Source organism: Pseudomonas sp. PDNC002 (genome assembly GCF_016919445.1).
GTDB lineage: Bacteria > Pseudomonadota > Gammaproteobacteria > Pseudomonadales > Pseudomonadaceae > Pseudomonas.
This window is the reverse complement of record NZ_CP070356.1, coordinates 3,143,549-3,156,935: the sequence shown is the minus strand read 5'-3', so window position 1 is coordinate 3,156,935 and position 13,387 is coordinate 3,143,549. Positions and strand designations below refer to the sequence as shown.

10 protein-coding genes are annotated in these 13,387 nt (G+C 64.4%); 4 read left to right on the top strand and 6 right to left on the bottom strand.

All coding sequences use genetic code 11. From position 1 onward, the window contains the following. The first annotated feature begins 125 nt into the window (after window positions 1-125). Window positions 126-848: a 4'-phosphopantetheinyl transferase superfamily protein gene (locus JVX91_RS14580; protein WP_205339866.1), complete on the top strand. Its 723-nt coding sequence runs from the start codon at window positions 126-128 to the stop codon at window positions 846-848. Between the two features lie 193 nt (window positions 849-1,041). Continuing rightward, window positions 1,042-2,415 carry an OprD family porin gene (locus JVX91_RS14575; protein ID WP_205339865.1) on the top strand — a complete coding sequence of 458 codons (1,374 nt, stop codon included), beginning with the start codon at window positions 1,042-1,044 and terminating at the stop codon, window positions 2,413-2,415. 727 nt (window positions 2,416-3,142) lie between these two features. Here JVX91_RS14575 and modC read toward each other — a convergent pair. The 3 genes from modC to modA are packed head-to-tail and all read right to left on the bottom strand — an operon-like array spanning window position 3,143 to window position 5,723. Then, a complete protein-coding gene (gene modC / locus JVX91_RS14570) occupies window positions 3,143-4,246 on the bottom strand; it encodes a molybdenum ABC transporter ATP-binding protein (protein ID WP_205339864.1) in 1,104 nt (367 codons plus the stop codon). Window positions 4,247-4,253: 7 nt separating this feature from the next. Further along, window positions 4,254-4,934, bottom strand: a complete 681-nt coding sequence (gene modB / locus JVX91_RS14565) for a molybdate ABC transporter permease subunit (RefSeq protein ID WP_205339863.1) — start codon at window positions 4,932-4,934, stop codon at window positions 4,254-4,256. A 33-nt stretch (window positions 4,935-4,967) separates the two neighbouring features. Next, complete coding sequence (modA, locus tag JVX91_RS14560) at window positions 4,968-5,723, bottom strand: molybdate ABC transporter substrate-binding protein (protein WP_064979703.1); 756 nt, start codon at window positions 5,721-5,723, stop codon at window positions 4,968-4,970. 127 nt (window positions 5,724-5,850) lie between these two features. Between modA and JVX91_RS14555 the strand changes: the two genes are divergently transcribed. After that, a complete protein-coding gene (locus JVX91_RS14555; protein WP_205339862.1) occupies window positions 5,851-6,279 on the top strand; it encodes a TOBE domain-containing protein in 429 nt (142 codons plus the stop codon). Between the two features lie 199 nt (window positions 6,280-6,478). Here the strand turns inward: JVX91_RS14555 and JVX91_RS14550 are convergent, their stop codons facing one another. From JVX91_RS14550 to JVX91_RS14540, 3 genes are all read right to left on the bottom strand, one after another. After that, window positions 6,479-8,104 (bottom strand): ATP-binding protein, encoded by a 1,626-nt coding sequence (locus JVX91_RS14550; protein ID WP_205339861.1) that lies wholly within the window; start codon window positions 8,102-8,104, stop codon window positions 6,479-6,481. A gap of 226 nt (window positions 8,105-8,330) precedes the next feature. Continuing rightward, window positions 8,331-8,885 carry a GNAT family N-acetyltransferase gene (locus JVX91_RS14545; RefSeq protein ID WP_205339860.1) on the bottom strand — a complete coding sequence of 185 codons (555 nt, stop codon included), beginning with the start codon at window positions 8,883-8,885 and terminating at the stop codon, window positions 8,331-8,333. Between the two features lie 3 nt (window positions 8,886-8,888). After that, window positions 8,889-9,593 (bottom strand): response regulator, encoded by a 705-nt coding sequence (locus JVX91_RS14540; RefSeq protein WP_205339859.1) that lies wholly within the window; start codon window positions 9,591-9,593, stop codon window positions 8,889-8,891. Window positions 9,594-10,367: 774 nt separating this feature from the next. Here JVX91_RS14540 and JVX91_RS14535 point away from each other — a divergent pair. Continuing rightward, entirely contained in the window at window positions 10,368-13,259 is a 2,892-nt protein-coding gene (locus JVX91_RS14535; protein ID WP_205339858.1) for a ribonucleoside-diphosphate reductase subunit alpha, read from the top strand. The last annotated feature ends 128 nt before the right edge of the window (window positions 13,260-13,387 follow it).

Below are 13,387 nucleotides of genomic sequence, written 5' to 3'. Positions count from 1 at the left end.
GGGAACGCGGCGCGCAGTGTGACAAAGCTTGTCGGACGAATCCGTACGCCTTTGGTGAAGGTTTGCAAACGAATGTAAGTGCCGCGTGACTGGTGAGCCACGTTCTGGCGCGGCAGAATGCTCCCATGACCGCCCTTCCCGAATTCTGCACCCCGCTTGACGCCGATTGGCCCCTGCCCACGCCCCTGGACGGCTGCCAGCTGCGCAGCACCCGCTTCGACCGCCAGCGCCTGCAGGCCGGGGATTTCGCCCTGAGCAAGGTCGAGGCACCGGCCAATATCCAGCGCTCCGTCGCCAAGCGTCAGGCCGAGTACCTTGCCGGGCGTCTCTGCGCCCGCGCGGCGCTGCTGGCGGCAGGCGCGGGCACCTGGGTGCCGGGGACGGACGAAGAGCGTGCACCGGTCTGGCCGGCCGGTTTCTGCGGCTCGATCACCCATGGCGACGGCTGGGCCGCGGCGATCGTCGCACGCGACAGCCAATGGCGCGGGCTCGGCCTGGACATCGAGAACCGTCTGGAAACCGCGCGTGCCGAACGCCTCGCCGGAGAAATCCTCACGCCCAATGAACTGGCACGCCTCGATCCACAGCAGGCCGCACTACAGGTCACCCTCACCTTTTCCCTCAAGGAAAGCCTGTTCAAGGCCCTGTTCCCGCTGGTGCGCAAGCGTTTCTACTTCGAGCACGCCGAGCTGGTCAGTTGGTCCGCCGGTGGCCACGCACGCCTGCGGCTGCTCACCGATCTGTCGGGGGAGTGGCATCACGGTAAGGAAATCGACGGGCAATTCAGCCTGTTCGATGACCGCTTGCTGAGCCTGGTCGCCATCCCTTCTTCTGACAGACTCAACTGAAAGTCTTGACTTAAAAGTCAGAATTTGGCGTCATGCACGCCGCCCAGACGCCCTCTACCTATTTTGATCCTCAGAGTTTGCCTTCAGAGGAATCGTCAGCAGGCCTACCGATATATAGAATCCTATACAGCCAAACGACAACGTCTGGCGCTTGGGGTCCCCACAAAAAGAAATGACCATCGGAGCAACGTAAATGACCAGAAATACCCTGGCGCTCGCCATTGCGGCCAGCTCGCTCGGCCTCATTGCGCAATCGGCCCACGCCGGCGGCTTCATCGAGGACAGCAAGGCCAGCCTGACCCTGCGCAACTTCTACATCAACACCGACAACCGCAACGGCACCGCTTCGCCCAGCAAGCAGGAAGAGTGGGGCCAGGGCTTCATGCTCAACTACTCCTCGGGCTTCACCCAGGGCACCGTGGGCTTCGGCGTCGACGCGCTGGGTCTGCTCGGCGTGCGCCTGGACGGTGGCGGCAGATCCGGCAAGGCCGGCATCGATCGCCAGCCGGGCACCATCTTCCCGCTGGAAAGCGACGGCAGCGCGGTGGATGAGTTCAGCAGCCTCGGCATGACCGCCAAGGCGAAGATCTCCAAGACCGAATTCCGCTACGGCACCCTGCAGCCCAAGCTGCCGGTGGTGGTCTACAACGATGCCCGCCTGCTGCCGATGACCTACGAAGGTGGCCAGGTCACCTCCACCGACATCGACAACCTGACCCTGACCGGCGGCCAGCTGACCCACACCAAGGGCCGCAACTCCACCGACTGGCGCAGCATGTCCATCGCTGGCGCCAACGGCAGCAGCGCCAGCTCCCGCGACAGCAACAAGTTCTACTTCGCCGGCGGCGACTACAAGGCGACCAAGAACCTGACCCTGTCGTACTACTACGGCGAGCTGGACAACTTCTACAAGCAGAACTACCTGGGCCTCGTGCACAACTGGGGTATCGGTCCGGGCACCCTGAAGTCCGATATTCGCGTCTTCATCAGCGATTCCGACGGCAAGAATGGCAGCGCCTCCGGTCGCGCCGACGGCTACGTCAGCAGCGGCTACTACGGCGGCAACAGTCTCAAGGGCGAAGTGGACAACAACGTCTACAGCGGCATGTTCACCTATGCCCTGGGCGGCCACAGCATCGGCGCCGGCTACCAGGTGCTGACCGGCGACAGCGACTTCCCCTACCTGAACCGCGGCGACGGCGAAGGCACCAGCACCTACCTGATCTCCGACGCCCAATTGCTGAAGTTCAACCGCGCTGGCGAGCGCACCTGGATCGGTCGCTATGCCTACGACTTCGCCGACCTCGGCGTGCCGGGCCTGACCTTCAGCGTGCTCTACCTGAACGCCGACAACATCGACACCAAGGCCGGCGACAAGGGCGAGTGGGAACGCGATATCGCGCTGGGCTACGTGGTCCCGGAAGGCACCTTCAGGGGCCTGGGCCTGGCCTGGAAGAACGCCGCCATGCGCAGCGGCCTGCCGGCGGCATCCACCCCGGGCGTGCCCAGCCAGCGTGACCAGGACGAGAACCGCCTGATCGTCAGCTACACCATTCCGCTGCTGTAAGGCACTGCGTGAATCGAAGAAGGGCGGCCAGTGGCCGCCCTTCTTCTTTTGTAGGAGCGGAGCTTCTCCGCGACCCGGCCGCCAGGCCGGTACCCAGGGCATTGCACCGCTATCGCGGTGATCGCGGAAAAGTTCCGCTCCTACATGGAACACCCATGTGAGCCGGGAAGGCCGGTGCGCCCCTTCCTCTTTTGTAGGAGCGGAGCTTCTCCGCGACCCGGCCGCCAGACCGGCGGCCCAAGACGTTGCACCGCTATCGCGGTGATCGCGGAAAAGTTCCGCTCCTACATGGAACACCCATGCAAGCCGGGAGGGCAGGTGCGCCCCGCCCTCTTTTGTAGGAGCGGAGCTTCTCCGCGACCCGGCCGCCAGGCCGGTACCCAAGACGTTGCACCGCTATCGCGGTGATCGCGGAAAAGTTCCGCTCCTACATAGAGCATCCATGTGAGTCGGGAGGGCCGGTGCGCCCCTTCCTCTTTTGTAGGAGCGGAGCTTCTCCGAGACCCGGCCGCCAGGCCGGTACCCAGCACGTTGCACCGCTATCGCGGTGATCGCGGAAAAGTTCCGCTCCTACATGGAACACCCATGCAAGCCGGGAGGGCCGGTGCGCCCCGTCCTCTTTTGTAGGAGCGGAGCTTCTCCGCGACCCGGCCGCCAGGCCGGCACCCAGGACCTTGCACCGCTATCGCGGTGATCGCGGAAAAGTTCCGCTCCTACATAGAGCAGATCAGGCTAGCAACGCCACCGACTTGATCTGCGCCCATACCGCCTGCCCGGCATGCAGGCCTAGCTGGTCGTGGGAATAGCGGGTGATCCTGGCCAGCACTGGCGTGCCGGCCACGTCGAGCTTCACCAGCCGATGCGCCGGATTGTCCGTCGGCACGATCTCGACCACGGTCGCCGGCAGTACGTTGAGGATGCTGCTGTGGGCCGCCGGCTCCAGGCTCAGGCTGACGTCCCGCGCCTGCACCTTGATGCGCAGCGCCCTGCCCTTTTCCATTGGCGCGTGAGCCAGGCGGATGCGCTGCTCGCAATGCGGTAGAGCCAGGGTCAGCAGGCCGTAGTCAGCATCGTGGGAAACCACGTGGCCGTCGATCACGACACCGGCATCTTCCAGGTGGGAAATCGGCAGGTCGGTGCGCGCCAGGGTTTCCATCACCGGGCCACTGGCAATCGCCTTGCCCTGGTCCAGCAGCACCAGGTGATCGGCCAGCCGCGCCACTTCATCCGGCGAGTGGCTGACGTAGAGGATCGGGATATCCAGCTCATCGTGCAGGCGCTCCAGGTACGGGAGGATTTCCGCCTTGCGCTTCAGGTCCAGTGCCGCCAGTGGCTCGTCCATCAGCAGCAGGCGCGGGCTGGTCAGCAACGCGCGCGCCATGCCGACGCGCTGGCGTTCGCCACCGGACAAGTGTCCCGGCATGCGCTCCAGCAGATGGCCAATCCCCAGCAGCTCGGTGGCCTGTTTCAGCTCGACGCGATGCTCGTCGCGCGGCACGCGCTTCATCCCGTAGGTGAGGTTGCGCTTCACCGACAGGTGCTCGAACAAGTTGGCGTCCTGGAACACATAGCCCAGCGCCCGCTTGTGCGGCGGCAGGAATACACCAGCCGCGCTGTCCTGCCAGACCTCGCCATTCACCACCAACCGACCGAGCGGGGCGCGCTCAAGGCCCGCCACGCAGCGCAGGCAGGTGGTCTTGCCAGAACCGGAATGGCCGAACAGCGCGGTCACGCCCTTGCCCGGCAACTGCAGGTCGACGTCCAGGCTGAAGCCCGAATAGGCAATCTGGAACCGGGCCTCGATGGCGCGCACGGGAGTCTCTTGCTGCATGCCCACCTCAGGCCCAGGCCGAACGGCCGCGGCGGCTCGCGTAGAGCGCCAGCAGGACGAAGAAGGAGAAAATCACCATGCCGCCGGCCAGCCAGTGCGCCTGGGCATACTCCATGGCCTCGACGTGATCGAAGATCTGCACCGACACCACGCGGGTCTTCCCCGGAATGTTGCCGCCAATCATCAGCACCACGCCGAACTCACCCACCGTGTGAGCGAAGCCGAGGATGCTGGCGGTGATGAAGCCAGGCCGCGCCAGCGGCACGACCACAGAAAAGAAGGTATCCAGCGGGCTCGCGCGCAAGGTCGCGGCGGCCTCCAGTGGTTTGTCGCCGATCGCCTCGAAGGCGTTCTGCAACGGCTGCACCACGAAGGGCAGCGAATAGAACACCGAGCCCACCACGAGCCCGGCGAAGGTGAAGGGCAAACGCCCCAGGCCCAGGCTCTCGGTGGCGTGACCGATGAAGCCATTGGGGCCCATGGTGATCAGCAGGTAGAAGCCGATCACCGTGGGCGGCAGCACCAGCGGCAGCGCCACCACCGCTCCCAGCGGACCTTTCAGCCAGGAGCGGGTGCGCGACAGCCACCAGGCGATCGGCGTGCCGATCAGCAGGAGGATCAGGGTGCTCAGGGCGGCCAGCTCGATGGTGAGCCGGATGGCCAGGAAATCCTCCTGCGTGAGGGGCATCGCGCTTCCTTACTTCTACCTAGTTGAAGAGCATCAGAGCTCGTAACCGTAGGACTTGATCACCGCAGCGGCTTTCGGGCCTTTGAGGTACTCGACCAGGGCCTTGGCGGCGGCGCTGTCCTTGCCCTTGTTGAGGATCACGGCGTCCTGGCGGATCGGGTCGTGCAGGTCGGCCGGGACGATCCAGGCGGAACCGCTGGTCACCTTGCCATCCTTGTAGATCTGCGACAACGCCACGAAGCCCAGCTCCGCGTTGCCGGTGGAAACGAACTGGAAGGCCTGGGTGATGTTCTGGCCTTCGACGATCTTGCCGGCGACCTTGTCCTTCAGGCCGAGCTTGTCGATCACCTGGGTGGCGGCCAGGCCGTAAGGCGCGGCTTTCGGGTTGGCGATGGACAGGTGCTTGTACTCGTTCTTCTTCAGCACCTCGCCCTTGGCGTCGACGTAGCCGTCTTTGGCCGACCACAGCGCCAGGGTGCCGATGGCGTAAGTGAAGCGCGAACCGGGGACGATTTCCTTCTCGGCTTCGAGTTTCTTCGGCGTGCTGTCGTCGGCGGCGAGGAAGACTTCGAACGGCGCGCCGTTCTTGATCTGGGTGTAGAACTGGCCGGTGGCGCCGTAGGCGGCGACCAGCTTGTGGCCGGTGTCCTTCTCGAAGTCCTTGGCGATCGCCTGGATCGGCGCGGTGAAGTTGGCGGCGACGGCGACCTGCACTTCATCGGCCAGCGCCGAGTGCAGGGTGAAGCAGGAAGCGACCAGCAGGGACAGGCTTGCGAAGCGGTGTTTCATCGTGAGGCTCCAGTGGGTTGTTGTTTTCAAGCATCAAATCGTCAGGACTGGTCTATAAACTCGGTTCAGCCCCGTGTTACGTCCGGCGAGAAGCCGGCCATTCAAAACGGTCCAGGAGAGTCAGTTCATGAAGGTCAGTGCACGCAACGTCTTCAAGGGCAGCGTCAAGCAACTGCGCAACGGTGCGGTCAACGCGGAAGTCGTGGTCGCCCTGCCCGGCGGCAGCGAGCTGGTGGCGATCGTCACCGAGGAAAGCGTGAAGAGCCTGGGCCTGGCCCAGGGCAAGGACGTCATTGCGCTGGTCAAGGCGCCCTGGGTGATGCTGATGACCGAGGCCGAGGACATCCGCCTGTCCGCCCGCAACTGCCTGAGCGGCACGGTGAAATCGGTCACCGACGGTGCGGTGAATGCCGAGGTGGTGCTGGGCCTGCCCGGCGGCACCGAAGTGGTTGCCGTGGTCACCCGCGATGCGGTCAGCGAGCTCGGCCTGGTGGTTGGCGTGAAGGCGACTGCAGTGATCAAAGCGTCCCATGTGATCCTCGGTGTTCCTGCCTGAAACCCTGCGCGGGCCTGTCGCTGACCGGCCCGGCCGCCCTGCCGCCAGCGCTCGTTATAGCAAAAATTACATAACGATACCGGTGACTCTGCAATACCCATTAAGAGAGCTGTTTCACTGAGGGAAGATGCAGAGCAACGCGGCGGACGCCATCAGCCTGTGATGGCACCGCAGCATTCTGCATTTTTTGACTTCAAGGTCAAATATTGTCTTCGACCGTCGGTGCCTGGCGGCGTGGCCACATCAGCGTGAAGCACGCGCCACCCAGCACTTCGCTCTTGGCGATCTGCGCGCGGCCGCCGTGCCAGTGGATGATCCGCCGCACGATGGAAAGCCCCAGCCCATGCCCACCCGTGACCCGCGCCCGGCTGTCATCGGCGCGGAAGAAGGGTTGGAACAAGCGAGGCCACTGCGCTTCCGGCACACCGGGGCCGTCGTCTTCGACGTCCACCTGGCAGCGGTCCACGCTCACCCGGTAACTCACCCGCACCCGCCCTTCGGCATAGCGCAGCGCATTGGTCATCAGGTTCTGCAAGGCGCGGTGCAGGTAGCGCGGCTCGGCCTCGATCCAACTGCCCTGGTCGAACGGCACCAGCGAACCGGGCTCGCAGGTGACGGTGATCTCCCGGCGCAGCGGAGCGATCTCCGACACCACCTGTTCCACCAGCGCGCCCAGCTCGATGCGCTGATAGGCCAGAGCCGGCGAACCCTGCTCCAGGCGCGCGTAGGTGAGCATCTCGTCCACCAGTTGGTCGAGGTCCTGGATATCGCCGTCCATGCCTTCCATGTACTTGCGCCGCGCTTTCTCCGTTTCGGCGGACTCGATCATCTCCAGCCCGAAGCGCAGCCGCGCCACCGGCGTGCGCAGCTCGTGGGACACCGCGCGCACCAGCTCGCGCTGCACCGTCAGCAACAGGTGCAACTGCTCGGCCATGTGGTTGAAAGCCCCCGCGAGGCGGCCGATGGAGTCTGCGCCGCGCACTTCCACACGGGTGTCCAGGCTGCCGCGGGCGATGCGCGTGGCGGCGGATTCAAGACTGCGCAAGCGCTGCTCCAGCCCGCTGATCAACAGGTACAGGGTCAGGCCGATGAGCGTCAGCGCGACGACCACGATGATCGTCAGCAACTGCGGCGGGTACGGGTTCATCTGGTAGATCGGCCCCAGCTCCAGCACCCAGGGCGTGTCGAGGATGCCCGAGAGCACGCGGATCGAGTCGCCGCCCTTGCCCAGCGCCATCACCGTATCGCCCTCCTCCACCCGGCGGCTCTGGTCGTCGTCGAGGTCGACCTCCTTCAGGCGCAGCAGGTGCACTTCAAAGCCGAAGCGCTTGTCACGGACGATGCGCGCCAGATGATAGGGCTGCTCGCTGGCCGGGTAGCGCTTGAGCTCATCCATCAGCAAATAGATAGTGGCGCGCGCCAGCTGTTCGCTGACCTGCTCCACCTCGCCGGTGAGGATCAGCCCTTCCGCCGCGCTCACCTGGGTCATCACCTTCACTTCATGGGGCGCGCCGGCCTGTACCAGCACCTGATCATTCATCAGCCGCGCCCGGCTGCGCCCTTCCATGCCCAGCGCGTCCAGGCTGGTGAGCTTGAGCGGAATGCCCAGCAGGCGGCTCCACTGGCTCAGTGCACGCTTGCGATCCACTTCGCTCATGGGCAGCAACTCGTCCGCCATCAGGCGGAAAGTGCCGCGGGCCAGGTCCTCGCGATAGCGTTCGCCGCGCACGTCGTTGACCAGGTGCAGCGTCAGCACGGCCAGCGCGGCGACGGCCACCAGGGTCAGCAGCATGCCGCCGTAGATGCGCAGGAAGATGGATTTCATCGGGGGGAATTCCGGGTGGGTTCGGCGCTATTGAAGAGCTCCCTCACCCTAGCCCTCTCCCAGAGGGAGAGGGGACTGTTCGGAGTGCGCAGGAAGCCCGGCGCTAAAGTGGCGCCGCCCGGTTGGCATCGAGTCGGGCAGGATGAAACCGAACCGGCAGCCGGCACGGACGACCCCCTCTCCCTTTGGGAGAGGGCTGGGGTGAGGGCCAGCCCGAGCGCGAGACTCACCCGGCCTCCCCAACATTGAGCAACCCGTAATAGTCCAGGCTGAGGAACGCACCGCCCTTCACCTCGCACTCGCGGCGTCGGCCTTCCAGCACGAATCCCTGGCGCAGCAGCAAGCGGCCACTGGCGAGGTTCTCCGGCTCCACCTCGGCCTCGATGCGATGCACGTTCATTTCTCGGAAAGCATGGCGGCAGATCACCGGTAGGCATTCGCTCATCACGCCCTGCCCCCAGTGCTCGGGCAACAGCCAGTAGCCCAACGACAGGCGTCGATGGGCTGGCAGCCATTTATTGAAGCCGCATCCGCCGATGACTTCCTCCGGCGCTTCCGGCCGGCAGATCGCCCACCAGATACCACTGCCTTCCTTATGGAGGCGTTCGAACCACTCCATCTGCTCGCGGGTGGCTTCCAGCGTCGCGTAGGAAACGCCGTAGTAGCGGATTACCTCGGGATGCGACAGCGCGCGGAACACCGTCGGCTGGTCGGCATCGGTGAAGGCGCGCAGGCGGAAGCGCTCGCCGTGCAGCTCGGGGAACGGTGGCACGGCGCTCACGGCTCAGAGCTCCCCGACGAACAGGTAGCCCTTGCTGCGCACCGTCTTGATCAGGCGCGGGTGCATCGGGTCGTCGCCGATCTTCGGGCGGATGCGCGAGATACGCACGTCGATGGAGCGGTCCTGGCCGTCGTACTCGATGCCGCGCAGGGAGTTGAAGATTTCCTCGCGGGAAAGAATGCGCCCGGCGTTGGCAGCCAGCAGCCAGAGCAAATCGAACTCGGCGCTGGTCAGCTCGATGGTCTGCTCGTCCAGCCAGGCCTCGCGCATGGCGTTGTCGATCACCAGCTTGCCAAAGGTCAGGCGCTTGCCGCCGACCGCCTGCACCGACTCGGCCGGCTCGCTGCGGCGCAGCAGGGCGCGGATGCGCGCCAGCAGCACACGCGGGCGCACCGGCTTGCACACGTAATCGTCAGCGCCCATCTCCAGGCCCTGCACCTGATCCATGTCGTCGGTGCGCGCGGTGAGCATCAGGATCGGACCGTCGTAATCCGGACGCAGGCGCTTGCAGATGGACAGCCCATCCTCCCCCGGCAGCATCAGGTCCAGCACCACCAGGTCCGGCCGCTCGGCCAGCACGCGGTCCACCGCCCTCGCGCCATGGGATTCGATGGACACCGCCAGGCCGTTGCTCTCCAGGTAATCCTGGGTCAGCTCGGCCAATCGCTGGTCGTCCTCGACGATGAGAATGCGCGCTTCTTGTTCCACCTTGCCTCCTGATGCGCCATGGGCGGGCACTGCCAATAGAAAGCCCGCGAAAGCGGCCGGCATTGTAGCCAGATTGCCGCACCCGCCGCACGCCGGTGGCGTAAGCAGGGATTGCCCGAAAAGGTCAAGAGCTGCTGCGGCAAAAACACTACATATTGTGGTAGTGTTCTTTCCCGTGCAGCACCATCCCAGCGTGTGAAAATTCTGTCGCCGACCACGACGAACGGTGAAAGGCAGACGCCATACGGGCTGGCGCGAGTTACCCCGCTTCACCCACATTCCATGCACATTTTATCCACAGCTTTTCCCCTGCCTCCCGCCTTGCAAACACCCCCATAGCGCATTATCTTGTATCCCCGTTGCGGTATACCCCTACATCTTGGGGTTGCCACAGTGAACCGGACACAAGAAGAAAGTCGAAGTCGCGAGCCTTTTCCATGGCTCCTCCGGTTCCACCACAACGTATTCCAGACGTACTGATGTGCCAGGCGGCCCTGCCCGCAAGGAGCGATTCATGTCGATGGAAATGCGGTACGGGTGTTGCAACGTAACGTTCAACACCACTAGGTATTGTGGTCCCGGCCCGTAAAGCCGGACCCGAGTTGGGCCAGGGAGGCGCTTCGGGTCAATCCCCCCTGTTCCAGAGAATTTTCAGCTTGCGGCCCTGGCCGCGGGCTTTCGCTCTTTTCGCTCTTTATTTCACTCTTTGTTTTTGAGAATGGCGCCCCTGGTGCCAGCAACAAACCCATTACGAGAACGTGGAGACAACCACCCATGCAAATCGACACCACTCGCGAGAACCCGCAGGCCGTAGCGCCCCAGGCAGCCGAATCCGCACAGGATCTGGCCGCCACCGCGCCCGGCCAGCTGCGCGTGATCAAGCGCAACGGCACCGTAGTTCCCTACACCGATGACAAGATCACCGTAGCCATCACCAAGGCGTTCCTCGCCGTGGAAGGCGGCACCGCCGCCGCCTCGTCGCGCATCCATGAGACCGTGCGCCGCCTGACCGAACAGGTCACCGCGACCTTCAAGCGCCGCATGCCCTCCGGTGGCACCATCCACATCGAAGAGATCCAGGACCAGGTCGAACTGTCCCTGATGCGCGCCGGCGAGCAGAAAGTCGCCCGCGACTACGTGATCTACCGCGAAGCCCGTGCCAACGAGCGCAAGAACGCCGGCACCGCCAGCGACATCGCCCAGCCGCACCCGAGCATCCGCATCACCAAGGCCGACGGCAGCACCCAGCCGCTGGACATGGGCCGCCTGCAGACCATCATCCGCGAAGCTTGCGAAGGCCTGGCCGAAGTCGATGGCAGCCTGATCGAACGCGAAACCCTGAAGAACCTGTACGACGGCGTCGCCGAGAAAGACGTCAACACCGCCCTGGTGATGACCGCCCGTACCCTGGTCGAGCGCGAGCCGAACTACTCCTACGTCACCGCCCGCCTGCTGATGGACACCCTGCGCGCCGAAGCGCTGGGCTTCCTGGGCGTGGCCGAGAGCGCCACTCACCACGAGATGGCCGACCTCTACGCCAAGGCCCTGGCCGCCTACGTCGAGAAAGGCTCCGAGTTCGAGCTGATCGACAGCAAGCTGAAAGAGTTCGACCTGGCCAAACTGGGCGCCGCGATCAACCACGAGCGCGACCAGCAGTTCACCTACCTCGGCCTGCAGACCCTGTACGACCGCTACTTCATCCACAAGGACGGCATCCGTTTCGAACTGCCGCAGGTCTTCTTCATGCGCGTGGCCATGGGCCTGGCCATCGAAGAGAAGGACCGTGAAGCTCGCGCCATCGAGTTCTACAACCTGCTCTCCTCGTTCGACTACATGTCGTCGACCCCGACCCTGTTCAACGCCGGCACCCTGCGTCCGCAGCTGTCCTCCTGCTACCTGACCACCGTGCCGGACGACCTGTCGGGCATCTACAACGCGATCCACGACAACGCCATGCTGTCGAAATTCGCCGGTGGCCTGGGCAACGACTGGACCCCGGTGCGCGCGCTGGGCTCCTACATCAAGGGCACCAACGGCAAATCCCAGGGCGTCGTCCCGTTCCTGAAAGTGGTGAACGACACCGCCGTCGCCGTGAACCAGGGTGGCAAGCGCAAGGGCGCCGTCTGCGCGTACCTCGAAACCTGGCACATGGACATCGAAGAGTTCATCGAGCTGCGCAAGAACACCGGTGACGACCGCCGCCGTACCCACGACATGAACACCGCGAACTGGATTCCCGACCTGTTCATGAAGCGCGTGTTCGACGACGGCCAGTGGACCCTGTTCTCGCCTTCCGAAGTACCGGACCTGCACGACCTCACCGGCAAGGCCTTCGAAGAGCGCTACGAGTACTACGAAGCCCTGACCCAGTACGGCAAGATCAAGCTGTTCAAGACCATCCAGGCCAAAGACCTGTGGCGCAAGATGCTCTCCATGCTCTTCGAGACCGGCCACCCGTGGCTGACCTTCAAGGATCCGTGCAACCTGCGCAGCCCGCAGCAGCACGTGGGCGTGGTCCATAGCTCGAACCTGTGCACCGAGATCACCCTGAACACCAACAAGGACGAGATCGCGGTCTGCAACCTGGGCTCGATCAACCTGGTCAACCACATCGTCGACGGCAAGCTGGACACCGCCAAGCTCGAGAAGACCGTGAAGACCGCCGTGCGCATGCTCGATAACGTTATCGACATCAACTACTACTCGGTCCCGCAGGCTCGCAACTCGAACCTCAAGCACCGTCCGGTTGGCCTGGGCATCATGGGCTTCCAGGACGCGCTGTACCTGCAACACATCGCCTACGGCTCCGACGCGGCCATCGAGTTCGCCGACAAGTCCATGGAGGCGGTGAGCTACTTCGCCATCCAGGCTTCCTGTGACCTGGCCGACGAGCGTGGCGCCTACGAGACCTTCGACGGCTCCCTGTGGTCCAAGGGCATCCTGCCGCTGGACTCCCAGCAGATCCTCATCGAAGCCCGTGGCCAGAAGTACATCGACGTCGACCTGACCGAATCCCTCGACTGGGCTCCGGTACGTGCTCGCGTACAGAAAGGCATCCGTAACTCGAACATCATGGCCATCGCGCCGACCGCGACCATCGCCAACATCACCGGCGTATCGCAGTCCATCGAGCCGACCTACCAGAACCTGTACGTGAAATCGAACCTCTCCGGCGAGTTCACCGTGATCAACCCCTACCTGGTTCGCGACCTCAAGGCGCGCGGCCTGTGGGACCCGGTCATGGTCAACGACCTGAAGTACTACGACGGCTCCGTGCAGCAGATCGAGCGCATCCCGCAAGACCTGAAAGACCTGTACGCCACCGCCTTCGAAGTCGAGACCAAGTGGATCGTCGACGCCGCCAGCCGCCGCCAGAAGTGGATCGATCAGGCCCAGTCCCTGAACCTCTACATCGCCGGCGCCTCGGGCAAGAAGCTGGACGTGACCTACCGCATGGCGTGGTTCCGTGGCCTGAAAACCACCTACTACCTCCGCGCCCTGGCCGCCACCAGCACCGAGAAGTCCACCATCAACACCGGCAAGCTGAACGCCGTGTCGGCAGGTGGCAACGAAGGCCTGCAAGCCGCACCGGCTGCAGAGCCGAAGCCGGCGCCGGTACCGCAGGCTTGCAGCATCGACAACCCGGACTGCGAAGCCTGCCAGTAATGGAGTAAGCGGCCCTCGGAACGGTCCGCGCGTCGTTGCCCGGCAGGTCGGCCCCCATCACGTACAGTCGTACGCTCAGGGGCTCCGACCTACCAGGCGCCTAGCGCGGCCTCGCTCCGAGGCACCGC

What these genes read in the sequence shown, in the direction of transcription:
- JVX91_RS14580 (WP_205339866.1), top strand. Translation starts at nt 126, where the DNA reads ATGACCGCCCTTCCCGAATTCTGCACCCCGCTTGACGCCGATTGGCCC.
- JVX91_RS14575 (WP_205339865.1), top strand. Translation starts at nt 1,042, where the DNA reads ATGACCAGAAATACCCTGGCGCTCGCCATTGCGGCCAGCTCGCTCGGC.
- modC (WP_205339864.1), bottom strand. Translation starts at nt 4,246, where the DNA reads ATGCAGCAAGAGACTCCCGTGCGCGCCATCGAGGCCCGGTTCCAGATT.
- modB (WP_205339863.1), bottom strand. Translation starts at nt 4,934, where the DNA reads ATGCCCCTCACGCAGGAGGATTTCCTGGCCATCCGGCTCACCATCGAG.
- modA (WP_064979703.1), bottom strand. Translation starts at nt 5,723, where the DNA reads ATGAAACACCGCTTCGCAAGCCTGTCCCTGCTGGTCGCTTCCTGCTTC.
- JVX91_RS14555 (WP_205339862.1), top strand. Translation starts at nt 5,851, where the DNA reads ATGAAGGTCAGTGCACGCAACGTCTTCAAGGGCAGCGTCAAGCAACTG.
- JVX91_RS14550 (WP_205339861.1), bottom strand. Translation starts at nt 8,104, where the DNA reads ATGAAATCCATCTTCCTGCGCATCTACGGCGGCATGCTGCTGACCCTG.
- JVX91_RS14535 (WP_205339858.1), top strand. Translation starts at nt 10,368, where the DNA reads ATGCAAATCGACACCACTCGCGAGAACCCGCAGGCCGTAGCGCCCCAG.